The sequence below is a fragment of the Saccharopolyspora sp. NPDC002578 genome (assembly GCF_053592695.1).
Genome location: NZ_JBSFWJ010000076.1, coordinates 7926 through 28607, shown reverse-complemented (window position 1 = coordinate 28607; position 20682 = coordinate 7926). Strand labels below are relative to the sequence as shown.

18 protein-coding genes and 1 pseudogene are annotated in these 20682 nt (G+C 70.6%); 9 read left to right on the top strand and 10 right to left on the bottom strand.

Going from position 1 to position 20682, the window contains the following annotated elements:
- The first annotated feature begins 271 nt into the window (after window positions 1-271).
- The gene (locus ACWD38_RS25910; RefSeq protein WP_450125102.1) at window positions 272-1027 is read left to right on the top strand and encodes a hypothetical protein; all 756 of its coding nucleotides are present in this window, start codon (window positions 272-274) and stop codon (window positions 1025-1027) included.
- A gap of 289 nt (window positions 1028-1316) precedes the next feature.
- Here the strand turns inward: ACWD38_RS25910 and ACWD38_RS25905 are convergent, their stop codons facing one another.
- Genes ACWD38_RS25905 through ACWD38_RS25895 form a run of 3 tightly spaced genes read right to left on the bottom strand, consistent with a single transcriptional unit; the run spans window position 1317 to window position 2943 of the window.
- Complete coding sequence (locus ACWD38_RS25905) at window positions 1317-2120, bottom strand: Fpg/Nei family DNA glycosylase (protein ID WP_450125101.1); 804 nt, start codon at window positions 2118-2120, stop codon at window positions 1317-1319.
- 3 nt (window positions 2121-2123) lie between these two features.
- A complete protein-coding gene (locus tag ACWD38_RS25900) occupies window positions 2124-2465 on the bottom strand; it encodes a hypothetical protein (protein ID WP_184477593.1) in 342 nt (113 codons plus the stop codon).
- Window positions 2466-2472: 7 nt separating this feature from the next.
- Window positions 2473-2943, bottom strand: a complete 471-nt coding sequence (locus ACWD38_RS25895) for a ribose-5-phosphate isomerase (protein ID WP_184477591.1) — start codon at window positions 2941-2943, stop codon at window positions 2473-2475.
- Window positions 2944-2999: 56 nt separating this feature from the next.
- Between ACWD38_RS25895 and ACWD38_RS25890 the strand changes: the two genes are divergently transcribed.
- The 6 genes from ACWD38_RS25890 (at window position 3000) to ACWD38_RS25865 (ending at window position 10649) form a co-directional block, all read left to right on the top strand.
- Entirely contained in the window at window positions 3000-3818 is an 819-nt protein-coding gene (locus ACWD38_RS25890) for an MBL fold metallo-hydrolase (protein ID WP_450125100.1), read from the top strand.
- Between the two features lie 185 nt (window positions 3819-4003).
- Window positions 4004-4564, top strand: a complete 561-nt coding sequence (locus ACWD38_RS25885; protein ID WP_450125099.1) for a YbaB/EbfC family nucleoid-associated protein — start codon at window positions 4004-4006, stop codon at window positions 4562-4564.
- A complete protein-coding gene (locus ACWD38_RS25880) occupies window positions 4561-4881 on the top strand; it encodes a WXG100 family type VII secretion target (protein ID WP_343071224.1) in 321 nt (106 codons plus the stop codon). The genes ACWD38_RS25885 and ACWD38_RS25880 overlap by 4 nt, the downstream gene beginning before the upstream one ends.
- Before the next feature lie 41 nt (window positions 4882-4922).
- A complete protein-coding gene (locus ACWD38_RS25875) occupies window positions 4923-9596 on the top strand; it encodes a WXG100-like domain-containing protein (RefSeq protein ID WP_450125098.1) in 4674 nt (1557 codons plus the stop codon).
- On the top strand, window positions 9589-10146 hold the full coding sequence (locus tag ACWD38_RS25870; RefSeq protein ID WP_184477583.1) for a hypothetical protein: 558 nt from the start codon (window positions 9589-9591) through the stop codon (window positions 10144-10146). The genes ACWD38_RS25875 and ACWD38_RS25870 overlap by 8 nt, the downstream gene beginning before the upstream one ends.
- A gap of 164 nt (window positions 10147-10310) precedes the next feature.
- Window positions 10311-10649, top strand: coding sequence for a toxin-antitoxin system YwqK family antitoxin (locus ACWD38_RS25865; protein WP_184477581.1), 339 nt, complete (start codon window positions 10311-10313; stop codon window positions 10647-10649).
- 352 nt (window positions 10650-11001) lie between these two features.
- Here the strand turns inward: ACWD38_RS25865 and nfi are convergent, their stop codons facing one another.
- The 5 genes from nfi to ACWD38_RS25840 form a co-directional block, all read right to left on the bottom strand.
- Window positions 11002-11673, bottom strand: coding sequence for a deoxyribonuclease V (gene nfi, locus ACWD38_RS25860; protein WP_343071223.1), 672 nt, complete (start codon window positions 11671-11673; stop codon window positions 11002-11004).
- Between the two features lie 446 nt (window positions 11674-12119).
- Window positions 12120-12530 carry a prevent-host-death protein gene (locus ACWD38_RS25855; protein WP_184477579.1) on the bottom strand — a complete coding sequence of 137 codons (411 nt, stop codon included), beginning with the start codon at window positions 12528-12530 and terminating at the stop codon, window positions 12120-12122.
- 66 nt (window positions 12531-12596) lie between these two features.
- Window positions 12597-14024 carry an aldehyde dehydrogenase family protein gene (locus ACWD38_RS25850; protein WP_450125097.1) on the bottom strand — a complete coding sequence of 476 codons (1428 nt, stop codon included), beginning with the start codon at window positions 14022-14024 and terminating at the stop codon, window positions 12597-12599.
- Between the two features lie 85 nt (window positions 14025-14109).
- Window positions 14110-14850 (bottom strand): alpha/beta fold hydrolase, encoded by a 741-nt coding sequence (locus tag ACWD38_RS25845; protein WP_184477575.1) that lies wholly within the window; start codon window positions 14848-14850, stop codon window positions 14110-14112.
- Between the two features lie 70 nt (window positions 14851-14920).
- Entirely contained in the window at window positions 14921-15532 is a 612-nt protein-coding gene (locus tag ACWD38_RS25840) for a mycothiol-dependent nitroreductase Rv2466c family protein (RefSeq protein WP_450125096.1), read from the bottom strand.
- Between the two features lie 315 nt (window positions 15533-15847).
- On the opposite strand from ACWD38_RS25840, the gene pepN reads away from it, so the two are divergent.
- Window positions 15848-18427 carry an aminopeptidase N gene (gene pepN, locus ACWD38_RS25835; RefSeq protein ID WP_450125095.1) on the top strand — a complete coding sequence of 860 codons (2580 nt, stop codon included), beginning with the start codon at window positions 15848-15850 and terminating at the stop codon, window positions 18425-18427.
- 87 nt (window positions 18428-18514) lie between these two features.
- Here pepN and ACWD38_RS25830 read toward each other — a convergent pair whose 3' ends face one another.
- Together ACWD38_RS25830 and ctaJ are read right to left on the bottom strand one after the other, a co-directional pair.
- Window positions 18515-18997: a DUF5130 family protein gene (locus tag ACWD38_RS25830; RefSeq protein ID WP_184477569.1), complete on the bottom strand. Its 483-nt coding sequence runs from the start codon at window positions 18995-18997 to the stop codon at window positions 18515-18517.
- The gene (gene ctaJ / locus ACWD38_RS25825; RefSeq protein ID WP_184477567.1) at window positions 18984-19250 is read right to left on the bottom strand and encodes an aa3-type cytochrome oxidase subunit CtaJ; all 267 of its coding nucleotides are present in this window, start codon (window positions 19248-19250) and stop codon (window positions 18984-18986) included. Before ctaJ ends, ACWD38_RS25830 begins: the two co-directional genes overlap by 14 nt.
- 944 nt (window positions 19251-20194) lie before the next feature.
- On the opposite strand from ctaJ, the pseudogene ACWD38_RS25820 reads away from it, so the two are divergent.
- Window positions 20195-20682, top strand: a pseudogene (locus ACWD38_RS25820) (hypothetical protein); the annotation flags it as partial.

The following is a 20682-nucleotide window of genomic DNA, read 5'->3' as shown; positions in this document are numbered from 1 at the left end:
GTGGGCTATGTGCTTCGCACATACAGGCACGGCCTCCGGCCGCAAGGCAGGCGTGGCTTCGCCGCCCACTGCACGGCTTCGCCGCTAGGCACGGCTTCGCCGCTGGGGTGTGGCCGTCAGTGGGGGCGGAGACCGGGTTCAGCGGTGCCGGTCGAGCGTTCGCTGCAGCTGTTGGGAGCTCGATCTCGCCGGGGTGGTCGTCCGAACGGGTACCTTCGAAAGTGTGGACGCCGTGGCGGACACGTCGGGCCGGAATCCGTTCGGAGGGACCATGTCGGGCGCACTCATCCTGATCATCGTCGCGGCCGTCGTCCTCGTGGGCGCGCTGTGGTGGTCCCGCCGCCAGACCCTGGAGCGCTCGCGCAAGGAGCTGGACGACTCGCGGGCCGAGGCTCGCCGCTGGGTGGAGCGCCTCGGCGGCCAGGTGCTCAACATCGACGGCACCGACGAGGCCTCGAAGCAGGCGATGGCCGACGCGGCCGAACGGCACAACGCCGCCGTGTCCCAGCTCGACCAGGCGAGCTCCGCCGAGCAGTGCAGGTTGACCACGCAGACCGCGATGGAAGGCCTGTACTACGTGCGGGCCGCGCGCACCGCGATGGGCCTGGACCCCGGCCCGGAGCTGCCGGACCTCAGCCACGGCGCGGGCAAGGTCACCGAGCACCGCGAGGTCGAAGTCGAGGGCAGGCAGCAGGTCGCCTCCCCGTCACCGAGCGATCAGACCCCGCACTACTACCCCGGTGGGCGCGTCGCGGGCCGTCCGGTCCCCGAGGGCTGGTACAGCGAGCCGTGGTGGAAGCCCGCACTCGTCGCCGGAGCCTGGGGCGCCGGTTCGTTCCTCCTGATGAGCGCCATGTTCAGCGGCATGCCCGGCGTCTCCGAAGCCGCCTACGCAGACGGCTTCCAAGACGGTCAAGCCGACATGGGCGACCCCGGAGACATGGGCGACCCGGGCGACATGGCCGACGCAGGCGACGGCGGCGACTTCGGAGACTTCGACTTCGACCTAGGCGACTTCGGCTTCTAACCCACCCGGCCCCCAAAGCCCGTACCTAGACAGCAAAGCCCCTGCAGTTGGGCTGCGAAGCAAGCCTGCCTAGCGGCGAAGCCGTGCCTAGCGGCCTTAGGCCGTGCCTGTATGTGCGCAGCACATAGCCCACGTCGAAAGCCCTCACCGGCGGGTTCTCAGGTGTCTTCTCGCGAGGACGGCTTTTTCCCTCGTGGCGGAGCCACTCGGGAAAAAGATCCCGCAGCGACAGACCGCCTGAGGTTCCGCTACCCGGACACCCAAGCCACACGAGCCGTGAAAGCAAGATCTAAGACTGACACCCAGGGCACCAGTAGAGGTTGCGGCCGGATAGGTCCGCGGTCGCGATCGGCGTGCCGCAAACGAGGCACGGCGCGTTGGCGCGGCGGTAGACGTAGACCTCGCCGCCGTGGCGGTCCTGCCGGGGTTCCCGCCCCATGGCCTCGGGTTCGTGTTCGGGGCGGACGGTGTCGATGCGGCCGACCCGGACGCCGTCGGCCATCAGCTCGACCAGGTCGTCCCAGATGAGCTTCCACTGCTGCTCAGTGAGGTCACGTCCCGGCGTGTAGGGCGCAATCCCGTGCCGGAACAGGACTTCCGCGCGGTACACGTTGCCCGCTCCGGCGAGGATCTTCTGGTCCAGCAGCAGCGCGGCGATGCTGGTGCGGGAGCGCGAGATCCGCGTCCACGCCCGTTCGGGTTCGGCGTCGGCGCGCAGCGGGTCCGGTCCGAGCCGTTCCCGCAGCGCGGTGACCTCGTCGAGGGTGAGCAGTTCGCACGCGGTGGGTCCGCGCAGGTCGGTGCCGGTGTCCGGCCCGATGAGGCGCATCCGCACTTGGCCGCGCGGTTCCTGCGGCGGCAGCGGGAATTCGGTGAAGGTCCCGTACAGCCCGAGGTGCACGTGCACGACTTCGGGGCCGTAGAAGTGGAAGAGGTGCTTGCCGTGCGCCTCCGCGCGCTCGAACGGCGCGCCGTCCACTCGGGAGGCACCGGCGGCGAACCGTCCTTGCGGGCTGGACACGCGGACGCGGTGGCCGCCGAAGCGGGAGTCGTGCAGCCCGGCCAGCCGGTGCAGGGTGTGACCTTCGGGCATGGGTCAGAACAACACCCAGAGCACGATCGACTCGGCGAGGTACGCGAGCACGCAGCAGGCGCTCACGACCAGTCCGCGCCGCACCGCTCCGGGGGCCGCGCCGCGGCGCAGCGCCACGACGACTCCGCTCACGAATGCGAGGCACACGGCGAGGAAACCGCCGACGATCAGCCAGATCCCGACGCCGAGGGCGCAGTCGGGTTGCGCGCAGGCGGCGCCGGGGCCGCCCGCCAGGTAGGGCGCGAGCGCGCTCTGCCCGAAGAAGAGGACGAGCACGCCGGCCACCGCACCACCGAACGCGACGAGCGGCGTCAGCAGGGCGGTGGCCGGGCGTGCTTCGGTCATGTCGTGGTCACTCCGCGGGCAGCGCCGGCGGTTCGCCGGTCCGCTCGTAGTCGGAGAGCAGGTCGATGCGGCGCTGGTGCCTGCCGCCTTCGAACTCCGTGCCGAGGAACGCCTCGACGATCGCCTCGATCTCCTCGACGGAGTGCATCCGCGCGCCGATGCCGGCGAGCAGTGCGTTGTTGTGCTGACGAGCGAGCTTGGCGGTGTCGACGTTCCAGGTCAGGGCCGCGCGGGCGCCGGGGACCTTGTTGGCCGCGATCTGCTCGCCGTTGCCGGAGCCGCCGATGACCAGCCCGAGGCTGCCTTCGTCGGCCACGACCTGGCGAGCGGCTTCGACGCAGAACGGCGGGTAGTCGTCCTGGGCGTCGTAGGCCGCGGGGCCCACGTCGGTCACCTCGTGACCGCGCTCGGTCAGCCACTTGACCAGGTGATTCTTGAGTTCGAACCCTGCGTGATCAGATCCTAGGTAGACGCGCACGGAGGCAGTGTGTCAAACGCCCCGCCGCTGCCTCGCACCCTGGTTAGGGTTGCCGCGTGACCGATGGCGACACCGAGCGGGCGGGCCGGTGGCTGGAGGTGGCCGACGGCGTGCGCGCCCGGCGCCACGAGGAGCTCGACCTCACGACCGGCTTGGTGCTGGGCTCGGAGCGGGCGCTGGTCATCGACACCCGGGGCGATCATCGCCAGGGCGCGGAGCTCGCCGCGGCGGTGCGGGCCGAGACTTCGCTGCCCTGCGTCGTCGTGCTCACGCACGGCCATTTCGACCACTGCTTCGGCACCGCCGCGTTCCGGCCCGCACCGGTGTGGGCGCACCGGGGATGCGCCGCCTACCTGCGCGAGCACGCCGAGCGGCAGCGCGCGCAGTGGTGCGCGCACTACCGCCGCGAGGGGCGCGCCGACGTCGCCGACGCGCTCGCCGCCAGCGAGGTGGTCCCGCCGGACCGCGCGGTCACCGGTTCGGCCGAAGTGGACCTGGGCGGGCGCGTCGTGCGATTGCACCACTTCGGACCGGCGCACACCGATCACGACCTGGTGGTGTCGGTGCCGGACGTGGCGGTGGTCTTCACCGGCGACCTCGTCGAGCAGGGCGCGCCCCCGGACTTCGAGGACGCCGACCCGCGGCACTGGCCGACGGCGCTGAGCGGCGTGCTCGCGCTGCGACCGGAGATCGTCGTGCCCGGCCACGGCGCCCCGGTCGACGCGGAGTTCGTGCGCGGGCAGCGCGACGAACTCGTCCGCCTGGCCGACGTGTGCGCGCGGCACGCCCGCGGCGAGCTCACCGCCGGTGAAGCGCTGCGTCACTCCCCGTATCCCGCCGACACCACTGAGCAAGCCCTGCGGAACTTCCGCTAGGCCGTTCAGCGGTACGCGTGCGGCCGTTCGGAGTCATTTCGCGAGCGGGGGGCACCGATCTCCGGCCGGGAACGTCATGCTCACCAATGGCCGGAAATCACCCGGCCGGTGACCCGCACGACGGCACTACGCTGGGGCGATCAACATCGCCGTGGTGCGGCGAACGACTACTTGGGGAGGCGACGGTGTCCGATCCGGACCCGACCGGCGCGGCGCGGCGGCAGGAACTGCGCACCAGCAACGACGCCCTGCGCGGCCAGATCGACGGCATGCTCGCGGACCTGCGCCGCCGCACGGCCGAAATCCAGGAGAAGCAGACCGAGGCCGCGGCCAAGACCCACGAGGTCGTCTCCGACGACGGCGTGGTCACCGCGCGGGTCGACGCGACGGGCACGCTGGAACAGCTCCTGCTGTCGGCGAAGGCCTTCGACCGCACCACGCCGGAACAGCTGGCGCGCACCATCACCAGCGTCGTCCGGGAGGCCACCGGCAACGCGCAGCAGTCCTTGCAGTCCGATTTCGCCGCGCTCGCCGAAACCCCGGACCTGCCGGACGTGTTCGCCGGGGCGCCGTCGCTGACGGACTTCCTGCCCAGCAGCGGCCCGCTGGTCGCCCCGCCCGACCCTGCCGCCGAACGTGCCGCGCGCACCGGCAAGCAGCCGCCGGCCCAACAGCCGAGCACCCGCCGCGACGACGCGGACGACGACGAGCCACCGCAGTCCTTCATGACGGAGGGACGCTGGTGAGCGGCCAGATGGAGATGCGCCCGGAGGAGATCCGGGCGGGCGGCAGGCGGATCGGCGACGCCGGGGACCAGCTGAGCAGCGTGCTCCAGCAGCTCAAGTCCGGTTTGGACGCCGAAGGCGAGTGCTGGGGCGGCGACGAGGCCGGGCAGAAGTTCGCCGAGAGCTACGTCAAGAACAGCACCGACGTCAGCGACGGCATGAAGAAGCTCGCCGAGGCGCTCGGCAACATCGAGGACAACCTGACGGCCACCGCCGACGACACCGAGGGCCGCGACGAGCAGGCCGCCTCCGACATCGGCAACGTGCCGCGGAGCTGAACACCGACTTGGCCGACCAGTGACTGGGGAGTCCTACCGCCATGAGCATCGAGATGCCCGACGAGGTCAAATGGCTGCTGCCGATCGTCGTCGGACAGTCCTGGCCGGAAGGTGACGAGGACGCGCTGCGCCGCCTCGCCGACGCGTGGCGGGCGGCGGGCGACGGCATCGACGGCGTCACCGGCGACGCGAACGGCGGCGCGAGCCAGTCGCTGAGCGGCATGGAAGGCCAGACGCACGACGCGTTCGAGAAGCTCTGGCAGGACATCGGCAACGGCGGTGAGGCCGCGCTGCCGAAGCTCCAGGAGGCGTGCGAGCAGCTCGGCCAGGGCTGCGACGACGCGGCGCTGGACGTCGAGCACACCAAGCTGACCATCATCGCCTCGCTGATCGCGCTCGCGATCCAGATCGCGGCGATGATCGCCAGCGCGGCGTTCAGCTTCGGCGCTTCCACGGCGGGGATTCCCATCGCGCAAGGCATCACCCGCACCGTGGTGATGCAGATCTTCAAGCAGCTCGTGCTGAGCATCGCCAAGAACGTGGCCATCGAGGTCGCCACGTCCATGGCGATCGAGGCCGCGGTGCAGGGCATCCAGATCGCCTCCGGCGAGCGCAAGGGCCTCGACGGCGGCAAGTTCAAGGACGCGGCGATCAGCGGGGCCATCGGCGGCGCCGTCGGCGGTGTCTTCGAGGGCGTCGGGAACGTGGCGGCGCGCAAGGCGGCGGGGGCCGTCGGCGACGCGGCGGGCGACGCCGTGGGCGATGCCGCGGGCAACGCGGCGAGCTCCGCGGGCCGGGCCGCCGGGGACGCGGCGGGAGCCGCGGGTGACGCGGCGGGCAGCGCGGCCGGTGCGGCCGGGCGAGCCGCGGGTGACGTGGCTGGCGACGCCGCCGGAGCCGCGGGCCGTGCCGCCGGGGACGCCGCCGGAGCGGCGGGCGAGAGCGCCGCCAAGAACCTCGGCGCAACGGCCCTCAAGGAAGGCGCCAGCGGTGCCGCGCAAGGCGCCATCGGCAGCGTCGCCGAGCAGCTCATCACCGAAGGCAAGGTCGACTGGGGCGCCGTCGGCACCGGCGCGATGTCCGGTGGCGCCATGGGCGCGGGCATGGGAGCGGGCGGCGCGGCCCTGTCGAACCACTTCAGCGCCCCGGACGTGCCCGACGTGAGCGGATCGGGCGATTCCTCGGGGAGCAGCGGCTCCTCCGCTGGCGGTGACAGCGGTTCCGCCAGGTCCGGCGACAGCGGCTCGACCGGTGGCAGTGGTGACGCGGCGAGCTCGACGTCCACGGGCAGCACGGCGTCCGCCACCGCGGAGGGCGGATCGTCCGGCGACTCCGGCGGCTCGAATTCCTCGTCGGACAGCGGTTCTTCCTCGCCTCGTTCGTCCATTGAGGACATGCTGTCCGGTGATTCGTCCACGGCGAGCGCGGATTCGAGCAGCGGCGGAAGCACCTCGTCCACCGAAGGGGCCACGAGCTCTTCCGACACCGGGTCGTCGTCGGCCGGGGACGGGAGCCGTTCGTCGAGCGACGGCGGCTCAAGCTCCGACAGCGGCTCGACCGCCGAGGGCGGTTCGCGGCCGTCCGGCGAGGATTCCGGGTCGCGCACGTCCGGCGACACCGACTCCGGTGGTGCGCGGTCCGGCTCGGACGCGGCGTCGCCCTCCCCCGGCGCGGAGGGCCCGAGCACTCGCTCCGACGCGGCGGACTCCCCGTCCGCCTCCGACGGCGCTGCCACGCGGACGTCTGATCCCACACCCACGGGCGATTCCGGAGCGACACCCAGGTCGTCCACCGACGGCGACTCCAGCGGCCCGTCGACCACGTCCGCCGACGGCGGTTCCGGCAGCCCGTCGACCAGGTCCGCCGACGGCGGTTCCAGCGGCCCGTCGACTACATCCGCCGACGGCGGTCCCGGCGCGGGCCGAGCCGACACCGCCTCCACCGGCGGCTCGGGGTACGGCTCCGGCTATGGCTCCGGGTACGGCGACAGCAGCACGACAGCCACCTCGGGCGCAGGCGATTCGAGCGGCACGCCGGACACCGGCAGTGGCGGCACGGGGTCCCGGGGCACCGACACGTCGTCCGAGTCCGGCTCCGGTGGTTCGGATGCCTCCAGCGGATCCTCGAACTCCGGCACGACTCCGGGCGAGTCGAGCTCGGCGTCCGGCGGATCCGGGAACGCGTCCGCAACGACTCCGGGCGACTCGGGTTCGGCTTCCGGCGGATCCGCGGGCGGCGCGGGCTCGATGCCGCACGGCGGCGATTCCACGCGCACGCAGCCTTCCGGACCCGCCGGCACCACGTCCGCGTCCAATGTGGACGCTCCGGCGCGTCCCGCGGAGCCCGCGGCGGCACCCCCTCCCGCGGCCCCGGCAGGCGCGGGCCGCGCCGACCAGGGCACGAGCGCGGGCGGTGGCGCGATGGGCGGCGCACCCGCCGGTGGCGCACCGGGCGCAGCCGGAACGCCCGGCTCCGGCGGTAACCGGCCGGGCTCCGCCGGGAGCTGGACCGGCACCTCCGGCACTCCGGGCGCCGCTCACCACCCGGCCGACGGCTCCCGCCCCGGCGGCTCGCGCTCGGACCGGCCGCTCGCCCCGTCCGCCCGAGGCGCGGACGCCCCCGCCCGTCCCGACAGCGGGCGCACCTCGACCCCGCCACCTTCCCCCGGCGGTCGCCACGCCGAATCCCCTCGCCAGTCCCCGTCACGGTCCGACGGCCCGAGCCCACAGCACGCCGCGCCCTCCCGACCCGACGCCCCATCTCACGCCGGAAACCCTGGTCGACCCGATGGCCCGTCGCACCCAGGTACTTCCGCTCGACCCGACGGCCCGTCGCACGCCGGAACCTCCGGCCGTCCGGACGGCATCGGGAGCGCCAACGGTCCTGCGGCACGCCCGGAGGTTCCTGGGCAGCGCCCTGACCCGAGCGGGCAACCCGGGCGCCCTGCCGGCACCGGAGCGGGCCGGCAACACGCGAGCCCGGCTCCCAGCGGACACCCTCAGAGCAACCGCGCCCCGGAAGCGCCCGGCGCAGCCTCGCCCTCTCGCACTCCGGAGGGCCCGTCGCCGCGCGACGCCCGAGCCGGCACGCACCCGCAAGGAGCCGACGCCGCTCCCCCGCGCACCCAGGACTCGGCTCGCCCGGACGCGCGACCGGACTCCTCAGCACCTCGCCGAGACGGACCGGAATCGGCCACCGACGGATCACGAGCGGACGGATCGGCGCGTCCCGACGGCCGCCACTCCTCCGACGCGCGGCCCGACCGGCAGGCCGACCGCCCGAACGACCGCCCGGAGCAACGGCCGCACGACGCGGACCAGCGCACGCACGACGGCGACCGGCAGCACCCGGACGCCGAGCCCGGCACGCCGGAACGCCAGCACCAGCTCGACCAGGCCGAAGCGACCCGCGACCGGACTCCCAGCGGCTCGTCGTACCACCACGACCAGAACATGCGGGACCTAGCGCAACGCGTCCCCGACGACGGTGTGCACCACACCGTCGACGTGCACGCCTTGCCCGACGGCCGCGTCCGGGTCGGCGACCACACCTTCAGCGCCAAGGAGTTCGCGGACATGCTGCGCCGCGACCCCGCCTACGACGGCGGACCCGTCCGCCTGCTGTCCTGCGACGCGGGCACCAGCGGCCTCGCCCGCGACCTCTCCCGCGAACTCGGCGTCCCCGTCACCGCGCCCCGCGGCCTCGCCTGGACCGACGGCACCGGCCGCGTCTTCGCCTCCGACATGGGCCCCGACGGCCGCCCCGGCTGGCCCCCGAACGGCAGCTGGGACACCCACCACCCCGACGGCACCGACACCCCGGCTGGCAACGACGGCTTCCACCCGCCCCGCGACGGCGAAGACCCCGGCCCCGCCCCGGACGACGCGGAAGCACGGGGGGATGATCTCGACGTCGATGCACAACGCGAAGCCGACTTCCAGCGGCTCAATGGCCGCGTGGAAGAAAATCGAGCAAAGCAGATCGAAGGCGATCCGAACCAGCGCCTCGACAACGATCCGAATAAGCCCGTTCAAGCCGAACCTGTCCGTGGAAAGAGTCGAACGTTGACCTCCAGCACGGCACGCCTGGACATCGACGGGCGCGCTGTGCACTCCGAGCAGGACTCGTCCAGCGGGGGCAAGGATCTGACCAAGACCTACATGGGGCAACGGCAGAACGGGACACAGCGGGTCAACTTCAGCGAACAAATATTCCCCACCCTCAATGTCGACGACCAAGGGTCGCTAACCGATATCGGCGGAACCAACAGGGCCTCCGACTCCGAACCAAAGCAGATCGAGAGACTCACTCGCCAAGTCCTCGAAGAGATGACCCGTCGCCCTGACGGTTCGACCCGAAAAGACTTGGACAAGCACATCCGCGAAGTGCTGGCCGAGGTCAGCAACGAACGCGCCCCGGACCACAGCGGCAAACGCCTCGCGACGACCCCGGACGATCACCCGGAGATCATCGATCGCGTGCTCGCCCGCACCCTCCCGCCTGAGCTCAGAGATCAGGCGTCGACATTGCGAGAAGCGGTCACCGGGGACCTTCGAATGCTGATCGATTTCCCGGGAAGGCGCCCGGAACCGGGAACCCCAACGGAAGACGTTTGCCGTTCGTGCCAGAATGTCCTCAACACCTTTAAAACCGTATTCCCCAATATCAACATCGAAGCGCGCAACACACATGGAGAGGTTGTTTTCAGTGCCTGATTCACAAAACAGCCCCACAGCTCAGATCCAAGCCATCTTCACAGATACGACAAGCCAGGGCTGGAAGCCGGAAACCAGCAGAGGCGCGAGCGACGAGCAAATTTGGGAGTTCACTCGCAGCCAGGGGGCCCCTGCCATTCCCGAAGCGCTGCGGGAAGTCTATCGACTCATCGGAGCAGCCCCGGGACTGTGGTTCTCGGGCAGCACCTTCGGCGTGATCGATACGGGCCCCCAGCTCAAGGAAGAGGCAGCGGACCTACTCAAGGACACCGCCATCGACGTTCGGGAAGCATTGGTGCTTACCGGCCATGGCGGATACGAGTACCAGTTCATCCCCGCTCCACTCATCAACCTGGAAGCACCTCCCGTCTGGATGGCGCGCGAAGCCGATGACGAGGATGAAGGCGACGAACCGGTGGTGACGGAGACCTGGCCCAGCGTCGTGGAGTGGTTCCGATCCGCGTCGAACAACGTTCTGCGCTGGCGGGAAACCCTCGCCGCACGCCCAGGAAGCGGCGAAGAGCTGGTTCGCAAGTATTTTTCACATTAGAACCCATCCATGGAACAGCAATTCCCATCTACCAACCGGTTTCGTTGTTACGGGCAAGCGGGCAGCGGCGAACGCTGGGGCCGAGCGAGACCACCAGACCGCTACGACGCCGAACGCCTTGACCGATAGCACGGACGAAATCGACTCGAGGAGTTCCGGCCGGAGTGATCAATCTCCGCATCGACGAAGAGGACGTCGTTCTGGACGCGTCCGGACACGTCTTCCACCAAGGCGAGCCGTTCACCGGCGTCACGGTAGCAACAAGTCAGGACGGCCGCGTGGTATCAACCCACTCCTACTTCGCGGGATACCCGGACGGCCCCTACCAGGAATGGCGGAGCCCGGATCTCCTGCGCAAGGAAGGGCAGATGCGAAACGGGATACCGATCGGCACGCATCGCGAATGGCATCCGAACGGCCAGATCGCCACGGAATCCGATTTCGACGATCACGGCTCACAAGTCGACTTCCGAGCTTGGGACGAGAACGGGATCCAGATCTAGGGCCACAACGACCCGGCTCACCCCCACTGAATGCAGCCAACCGCAGCCTTGCCACGAACACGTCGGCGAAACCCGCTTGCACCCGGGACGGACAAGAACACGGCTCGACCTGGGAATGGTATCCGGATGGGAACGTCCGCGTAGAGGAACACTTCACACTCGGACGTCCCACTGGAATCTCTCGCAAATGGCACCGGAACAATCATATCGCCGAAGAACGTGAGTTCGACGCGCAGGGCACGCCTATCCGAGTGCAAACCTGGGACGAGTCCGGAAAACTGACGAGGGACTCTCGATGACCACCCGCACAATGGGCACGCAGCTCCCGCGGGGAGCTGGCCGCTTCATCACGTCAGCGTCGGGATTCGGCTCGGCCCAGTTGGTCGGCGGTTCGGGTGGTTTCCGGGAGGCGGTAGCGGGGGGCGAGGCGGAGCACCAGGTCGCAGGCTGCGTCGAGGGTGCAGCGGTGGCCGACCGAGACGAAGATCGGCTTGACGCGCGGCTGCGTGCGCAGCGCGCTCCCGACCGGTTCGTCGTCGAGCAGCAGCGGTGATCGGTCGCCGCGTTCCGGGCCCGGCGGGTCGTACTTCCCCAGCGAGGTCTTGCCGACACCGATGCTCGGCAGGTCCGTGAGCACTCCGAGGTGGCAGGCCAGGCCGAAGCGCCGCGGATGCGCCAGCCCCTGCCCGTCGCAGACCAGCACGTCCGGCTCGACGTCGAGCCCGGCCAGCGCCTCCAGCAACGACGGAGCCTCCCGGAACGCGAACAACCCCGGCACGTAGGGGAATTCCGCCCGCGCCCGGACCACCGAACTGTCCACAACGGACAGATCAGCCAGGTTCAGCACCGTGACCGCGGCGATGACGTCATCGGATCCCTCGGCATAGGCGACGTCCAACCCGGCGACGGTCCGAACCTCCTCCGGGGCGCCGTCGAAGCGCACCATCGACCTCAACCGCTCCTGGACGGCGACGGCCTCCGCCTCGGCGGACGGCCACTCGTGCAACTCCCGAACCTGAACCACGCCACCACCCTAGGCGCCAGGCGGTCAGAGACCGTTCCAGTACGCGTTCAGCCGAGTGATCGCCTCGTCTTTGGTCATCGTCCTGATCTCGGCCTCCGGAACCCCGGCCCGGTGGACCAGCAAGCGGACCAACTCCGCGGGAAGCGACTCCGACGACGAACGAACCGGGAACCCTCGATCCGGCAGCACTTTTCGGTCGACGCACGCCCAGAAATCGTCCTCCGACACTTGAAGCTGGTCACGCAAGATGTGAGCCCAGAGGCTCGGGCCGTACGTGCTCCGGTCAGGGGGATGGGAAATCCTCGTGCGCAGCACCCGGCCATCGGGCAACGTCAGCTCGTAGATGACGTGGTGCGTCCCGGTACGCCCTCTCGCGTTCCGGACGCGCGTCCAACCCTCGCGCGCGCAGAACCGCTCGTGGTCGGCCCGGGTGGCGCGAGGAGGCTTCACTCCGCCGCTCCCAGCAACCACGCGCGCAACTGCGGGTCGTCGCTGAGCTCGACGAGCTGGACCATCCCCCAGTTCTCCTGATGGTTCGGGGCGTCCAGAAGCCGCTCCTGCCAGTCCTCGGCGTACTCGCGGAGCGCGGCGATCATCTCGTCGATGGCTTCGTCGAAGGTCGCCCCGTCAGCCGCCACCGGGACGCCGTCGAGGAAGACCGACCACCCCTCGTCCTCAGCGACGACATGCGCCCGGACCGCGGTGGTGCTGACCAGGAAATGGCGCAATCGGCCGCTGTCCACCACGACAGCAGTGCTGCTGTCCCGCCGGACCGTGGCCGTGCGCCCCCGCTCCGCCGCATCCAGCAGGTCTTTGAGGTGCGTCCGCGCCTCGGTGTAACTGTCGTAGTGCACCATCGACGCACTCCTTCCGGCCTGCGTCGAAAGTACGTCGAGTACTTGACGTACGTCAAGTACTCGACGTCATCGCTGGATGGACTTGACCTCCAGGAATTCCTCCAGGCCGTGCCTGCCGAACTCGCGGCCGTTGCCGGACTGCTTGTAGCCGCCGAACGGGGCGTTCGGGTTGAAGGCGCCGCCGTTGACGGCGATCTGGCCCGTGCGGATGCGCCGCGCCACGGCCAGCGCGCGCTCGTCGGAGCCGAAGACCGCGCCCGACAGCCCGTACTCGGAGTCGTTCGCGATCGCCACGGCTTCGTCCTCGTCGCGGTACGACAGGATCGACAGCACCGGGCCGAAGATCTCCTCGCGCGCGATGGTCATCTCGGGCGTGACGCCGGTGAACACGGTGGGACGCACGTAGTAGCCGGTGTCCAGCCCTTCCGGCGCCTCCGGCCCGCCGACGGCGACCGAGGCCCCCTCGGCGACGCCCCTGCGGATGTAGTCGGCGACCCGGTCGCGCTGCACGTCGGAGACCATCGGGCCGATGCGGGTCGTCTCGTCGGTGGGGTCACCGACGGTGTACTTGGCGACCGCGCCCACGGCGAGCTCCACGGCCTCCTCGTAACGCGATTCCGGGACGAGCATGCGGGTCAGCGCGTTGCAGCTCTGACCACCGTTGGGGAAGCACCCCGCGACGCCCAGCTTCACGGCCTTGGCGAGGTCGGCGTCCTCCAGCACCACGTTGGCGGACTTGCCGCCGAGCTCCAGGGCCACCCGCTTCACGGTCTGCGCGGCGACTTCCGAGACGCGGCGGCCGGCGCGGGTGGAGCCGGTGAACGACACCATGTCCACGTCGCGGTGCGCGGCCAGCGCCTCCCCCACGACGGGCCCGGTGCCGTGCACGAGGTTGAACACCCCTGCGGGCACGCCCGCCTCGGCGACGATCTCGGCGAAGACGGCCGACGTGAGCGGCGCGACCTCGCTGGGCTTGAGCACCACGGTGCAGCCCGCGCCCAGCGCGGCGGCGACCTTGGCCACGATCTGGTGCAGCGGGTAGTTCCACGGCGTGATCGCGGCGACGACCCCGACCGGTTCGCGGACGATCAGCGAGTTGCCCGACTCCTCGGTCCACGCGTAGCCCGCGTCGAGCAGGTCGGCGATGCCGCGCGAGGTGGCGACCGGGACGCTCGCGTGCACCTGGGTGGAGAAGCCGATCGGCGAACCCATCTCGGCGGTGACCGTGGCCGCGATCTCGTCGCGGCGCTTCGCGATGCCCTCGGAGATCCGGCGCACCGCGGCCGACCGCTCCGCCACCGGGCGGGCCGCCCAACCGTCGAAGGCGGCGCGGGCCGCGGCGACCGCCGCGTCGACCTCCGCCGCGGTTCCGGCGGGGACCGAACCGATCACCTGCTCGGTGGCCGGGTTGACCACCTCGATCCGCGCTCCGGAACCGGCGACGTGCTCGCCTCCGATGACGTGGTCGGTTCGGCTGGTCGTGGGCGCCGCCATGCGTTCCTCCCGAGGGTGACCTGATCGATACGACACCGAGCGTGTCACAACGCGAGCGCGGAGCACACCGCTGCCGCGGAGCCGATCAACCCCCGTCCGGCAACCCGGCCAGGAACCGCACCAGTTCCGCCGCGAACCGGTCCGGGAGCTCCACCGGCGGCGTGTGCCCGCACTCCAGCACGACCAGTTCCGCACCAGGCAGCGAGTCCGCCAGCTCCTGCGCGTGCGCGAGGGTGCGGGCGCGGTCGAACCTGCCGTGCACGACGAGCGCCGGGAGCCGCCCGAGCTCGGCGAGCCGCGGAGCCAGGTCCGTGTCCCGCTGGCTGCGCAACGCCACCAGCACGGCGTCCCGCTCCAGAGCGGCCGGATAGGAGTCGAGCCGCTCCGCGACCTCCGCGGGGAGCGGCAGGTGCACCGACCGCCGGGCGACCGCGCGCCACAGCTCCGGGCCCCACTGCGCGCGCACCCGGTCGATGATCGCGTCCACGTCGCCGTGCCCGCGCATGTTCACGCCGCTGTCGCAGACGACCACGCCGCGCACCCGGTCGGTGCGCAACGCGGCGGACAACGCGATCACGCCCCCGGTGGAGTGCCCGAGCAGCACGACCGGAGCGTGCCGCTCCGCCAGCAGTGCCACTTCGGCGCCCAGCGAGGCCATGTCGTGCGGACCCGGCCACTCCAGCCACGGCGCCACGACCACGTCGGTCCCGGTGGCCTCCGCGAGCCCGTCGAAGATCACCGGGTCCGACATCGTCCCCGGCACGCACAGCAGCGCCGGGACACCGGGCTTCCGGCCCGCCGGCCGCACGACCGACACCTCCCGCACCCGACCTCCCGAAGTCACGGCCCGGCCCACGTCGGCGACGAGGTCCGGGCCACCTGCGCGACGATCCGGATCAGCCGAACTGCGGCGCCTCGGTGCGGGTCCGCTTGAGCTCGAAGAAGTACGGGTAACCGGCCAGCGTGCGCGCCGCGTCGAACAGCTCACCGGCCTGCTCACCGCGCGGGATGCGGGTGGTGATCGGGCCGAAGAACGCGACGCCGTCCACGTGGAGGGTGGGCGTGCCGACGTCCTCGCCGACCGGGTCCATCCCGGCGTGGTGGCTGGCGCGCAGCTCGTCGTCGTAGTCGGTGCTGGTGGCGGCCGCCGCCAGCGACGCGGGCAGCTCGATCTCCTCCAGCGACTCGGCGATCACCTGCTCGTAGTCCTTGCGGCCCTCGTTGTGGATCCGGCTGCCGAGGGCGGTGTAGAGCGGGCCGAGCACGTCGTCGCCGTGGTGCTTGGCGGCGGCGATCGCGACGCGGACCGGGCCCCACGCCTTGAGCATCAGGTCCTGGTACTCCTGCGGGAGGTCCCGGCCCGAGTTCAGCACGGCCAGGCTCATCACCCGGAAGTTCAGATCGATGTCCCGCACCTGGGCGACTTCCAGGATCCAGCGCGACGACACCCACGCGAAGGGGCAGAGCGGGTCGAAGTAGAAGTCGACCTTGGGGCGCTCGGTGCTCATGGACAACCCTCCACAATGTTCCGTGCACGGCACGGAAGTCGGTTCGGCGCGGGCGGACACCCGCGACAGGTACAACTCCGCGCCACCCCGAACTTCTTCCCAGAACGCCGAACCGAATGGGGAATGTGCCGATATTCCCGGATGAACGGCCGCCGCACCCCGATCTCCCAGGGGTTCGTCCGCGCCGCCGACACGCCCGGCGGTGGTGATCAGGCGTCGGGCGGCACCGCGACGCCGCGGCGTGATTGGATTTCCAGCGCCCCGCACCGGCGCGGAACGCCGGTGCGCAGAATCCTACGAACAACGAGGTGATCCGTGGCCCCGCCGAACCTCACCCAGGACCAAGCCGAACAGCGCGCGGCGCTGCTCGACGTCGAGTCCTACGTGATCGAACTGGACCTCTCCGACGGCGCGAACGGGCCGGACGTGCGGACCTTCGGTTCCACCACGACGGTGCGGTTCCGCAGCGCTCGAACGGGGGCCTCCACCTGGATCGACCTGATGGCCGCCCAGGTGCGCGGGGCCACGCTCAACGGGGTCGAGCTCGACGTGTCCGGCTACGCCGAGGACGCCGGGCTCGCGCTGCCGGACCTCGCCGCCGACAACGAACTCGTCGTGCGCGCCGACCTGCAGTACACCAACACCGGTGAGGGGCTGCACCGCTTCATCGACCCGGTCGACGGCGGCGTGTACCTCTACAGCCAGTTCGAGACGGCCGACGCGAAGCGGATGTTCACCTGCTTCGACCAGCCCGACCTCAAGGCCACCTACCAGATCACGGTGCACGCGCCCGCGTCCTGGAAGGTCATCTCGAACGCGCCCGCCGAGATCACCGGCTCCGGCGAGCACCGCACGCACGTCTTCGAGACCACGAAGCCGATGTCGACCTACCTGGTCGCGCTGGTCGCGGGCCCCTACGCGGAGTGGCGCGACGAGTTCCCCGGCGAGGACGGCCAGGCCCCGATCCCGCTGGGGCTGTACTGCCGCGCCTCCCTCGCCGAGCACCTCGACGTCGAGCGGCTGTTCACCGAGACGAAGCAGGGTTTCGCCTTCTACCACAAGGCGTTCGGGGTGCCTTACCCGTTCGGTAAGTACGACCAGTGCTTCGTGCCCGAGTTCAACGCGGGCGCCATGGAGAACGCGGGCTGCGTCACCTTCCTCGAGGACTTCGTGTTCCGCTCGAAGGTCACCGGCTACCTCTACGAGCGCCGCGCCGAGACCGTGCTGCACGAGATGGCGCACATGTGGTTCGGCGACCTGGTGACCATGCGCTGGTGGGACGACCTGTGGCTCAACGAGTCCTTCGCCACCTGGGCCAGCGTGCTCGCGCAGGTCGGCGGCACCGAGTACACCAGCGCCTGGACGACCTTCGCGAGCGTCGAGAAGTCCTGGGCGTACCGCCAGGACCAGCTGCCCTCCACGCACCCCGTGGCCGCCGACATCCCGGACCTGCAGGCCGTCGAGGTCAACTTCGACGGGATCACCTACGCCAAGGGCGCGTCGGTGCTCAAGCAGCTCGTCGCCTACGTGGGCCTGGAGAACTTCCTCGCCGGGCTGCGCGTCTACTTCGAGCGCCACGCCTGGAAGAACGCCACGCTCAACGACCTGCTGCTGGCGCTCGAAGAGGCCTCCGGGCGCGACCTGTCCTGGTGGAGCGCGCAGTGGCTGCAGACCACCGGCCTGAACATGCTGCGCCCCCGGTTCACCACCGACGACGAGGGCCGGTTCACCGAGTTCACCGTCGTGCAGAGCGGTGCCCGTCCCGGCGCCGGTGAGCACCGCACCCACCGGCTCGCGATCGGCGTCTACGACGACGACCCGGCCACCGGCAAGCTGGTCCGCACCCACCGCGTCGAACTCGACGTGAGCGACGAGCGCACCGACGTCGCGGACCTCGTCGGCGTGCACCGCGGCAAGCTGGTGCTGGTCAACGACGACGACCTCACCTACTGCACGATGCGGCTCGACCCCGAGTCGCTGGCCACGCTGATCGACCGGATCGGCGACGTCGAGCAGTCGCTGCCGCGAGCGCTGTGCTGGTCCACGGCCTGGGAGATGACCCGCGAGGCGGAGCTGAAGGCCCGGGACTTCGTGAGCCTCGTGCTGGGGCGCTCCGCGGAGTCCGGCATCGGCGCGGAGAGCGAGATCGGCGTGGTGCAGCGGGTGCTGCTGCAGACCCAGACCGCGCTGGCCTCCTACGCCGATGCGGACTGGCAGCCGGAGGGATGGAACCGGTTCTCCACCCGCGTCCTGGAACTGGCGCAGGCCGCCGAACCGGGGTCGGACCACCAGCTGGCGTTCGTGAACTCGCTGGCGTCCTCGGTGCTCGGCGCCGAGCACCTCGAGGTGGTGCGCGGCTGGCTGGACGGGTCGGCACCGCTGACGGGGCTCGCCGTGGACACCGACCTGCGTTGGCTGCTGCTGCAGGCCCTGGTCGCGCACGGCGCGGCGGACGAGGCGGAGATCGACGCGGAGCTGGAGCAGGACAAGACCGCCACCGGCAGGCGCAAGGCCGAGCGCGCCCGCTCGCTGATCCCCACCCCGGAGTCCAAGGAACGCGCCTGGCAGCGCGCGGTGCACGACGACGAGCTGCCGAACGCGGTCAGCGACTCGATCATCGCGGGCTTCCAGCACCCGGGGCAGCGCGAGCTGCTGGTGCCCTACGTCGAGCGCTACTTCGCGGAGATCGACGAGGTGTGGCAGCGGCGTTCCAGCGAACGCGCGCAGCCGACGGTGATCGGGTTGTTCCCGTCGTGGGCGGTGCGGCAGAGCACCGTCGACGCCGCGGACGCCTGGCTGGCCGCCGAACGTCCGGCCTCGCTGCGCAGGCTCGTCTCGGAAGGCCGGGCGGGCATCGTGCGGGCGCTCGCGGCCCGCGAGTTCGACCGCTCCTGAGCGTGCGAACGGGGCCGGACCTCATCGGTCCGGCCCCGTTCCCGCTTCGTGCGGAGGTCGCTGCGCCGGTCGTGACCGGCGCGGTGCTCAGCGCTGGGTGCCCGCCGCGTCGGAGAGCATCCGCAGCGCGCTGATCAGGCCGTCGATCAGTTCGCCTTCCTTGAAGGAGGCGACCATGGTCATCAAGGCCAGCTGGCAGCTGCGGTCCGGCACGCGGCGCTTCGACTCCGCGCCGGTGACGATCTCGACGGCGCGCTGCTGCGGGGACACCGCCAGCAGCACCCCCTCCTCGGCGCGCGCGCCCAGGTTGGCGTGCAGCGCCGCCGCGGACTCGCGGGTCTGCTCACCGAGGTCGCCGAGGTAGATCGCGAACTCCAGGCCGGTGCTGCGGCTGGAGAGCGTGAGCGCTTCGTCGAGCCGGGCGAGCTGGCCGGTGCTGAACGGCAGGTGCCGCGCCTCCGGCTTGACCCGGCGGGCGATGGAGAGCCGCCCGGTCGCCGTCACGGCCTCGCCCGCCGCCAGTTCCTGCTCACCGGACCGGCTCGCGCCGGTGATCTCACCAGTTCCCACGTGCGCCTCCCCGGTCGGTGCTGTGCGTGTGCTCGACGGCGTCGGACGCGGTCTCGGACGAGTCCAGGTCGCCGGGCGGAGCAGTGCTCACGCCTGCCGGGTTCGCGACCCAGAACACGGGCGCGAACTCCCAGTCCTGGCCTGCGCGATAACGGGTACGGGTCAGGCTCGACCGGAAGGCGATCGCCGTGACCAGGAGGTACACGGACGCTGGGATCACCGCCAGCACGAGGAAGGTCTCCACCACAGTCACGCCCCGCACGGTAGCCGATCACGCCGCCTCGTGGGACGACGCCACGGCTACCGGTCGCCTTCCGGTGCGCGGGGCCGCTCGGAACGTCCTCGCGACCGCGCGCGGCGAGGGCGTCCGCACCTGTGGATGAACCTGTGGACAACGCAGCGTAATCCCGGGCAATTGCGAACGGAGAAACCGCGACTCCCCGGGAAGAATCGTCATCACCTGCGAAAACGCACGAAGCTGCGGACGTCGCGGAAACGGGAACGCGAGAAAGCTCGCCTTTCGCGCGCCACGCCGATCCCGGTCGAGCTCCGCGCGAACAACTCCTCAATTCCTAGTGAAAATCCCATACCGCCGAACGAGTGAAACGCCGCCACTCTTGACACGATGTCGGTTCCGTGCGAGGAAGCTCCAGTCGAGCCCACCGGCCGCCCCAGGTCGTCCGCGCAGCCAGAAAATCCCGCTGAGCTGCGATTCCACTCCGAAATCCGGCCCGTTCGCGACCTCGCGAACACCGGGAACACCGCTCGCGTCCGCCGAATCGCACGCCGGCGACGGGAACACGACACCTGGCTACGACAGGTAGGCAGTACGCGCCGGATCAGTGACTCACCGTGTTCATTCTGGGCCTGAGCAGGACAAGGGCTACCGAAAGTCACTAGTCAAGCGTGTTGCGCCTCACGTAATCTAACTCTTTCAGAGTAATCGCCGCCGCCGAATGGAGCCCATCCAGAAGGTCGCAGCAGGCGGCAACTTGGCGGCTTGTTTGAACGCTCCCGCGCTTCTAGTTTTTCACCTGTATGGGTCTTGCATATTTGATCACTAGCCCCATAACTCGTCTATTGGCCTGCGGGAGGCACACCATGTCGATCATCGAAACCGCCGCTCAGCGTAATGTTGTCACCAATTCCTTCGATGCGCAGCCCCTTGTTGAACACGGTGCGCACACAGCCAGTGGCGTGCGGATCAGCGGCGGCCACCGCGGCGTGCGGATCAGCGGTACCGACCGAGGTGTGCGGATCAGCGGAGACCAGCGCGGAGTCCGGATCAGCGGCAGGCAGGGCGTGCGCATCAGCTCCCTTGATCGAGGTGTCCGGATCAGCGGCGCGGACAGGGGCGTGCGGATCAGCGGAGAGCAGCGCGGTGTTCGCATCAGCGGCGCCGACCGCGGGGTCCGGATCAGCTCGCAAGCCGGGGTCCGCATCAGCGGGCACGACCGAGGTGTCCGCATCAGCGGCACCGAACGCGGGGTCCGCATCAGCGGAGACCAGCGCGGCGTCCGGATCAGCGGCCAAAATCGCGGCGTCCGCATCAGCGGCCAGGACCGCGGAGTTCGCATCAGCGGAGACCAGCGCGGCGTGCGCATCAGCGGCGAAGACCGCGGGGTCCGCATCAGCGGAGACCAGCGCGGCGTGCGCATCAGCGGCGAAGACCGCGGGGTCCGCAG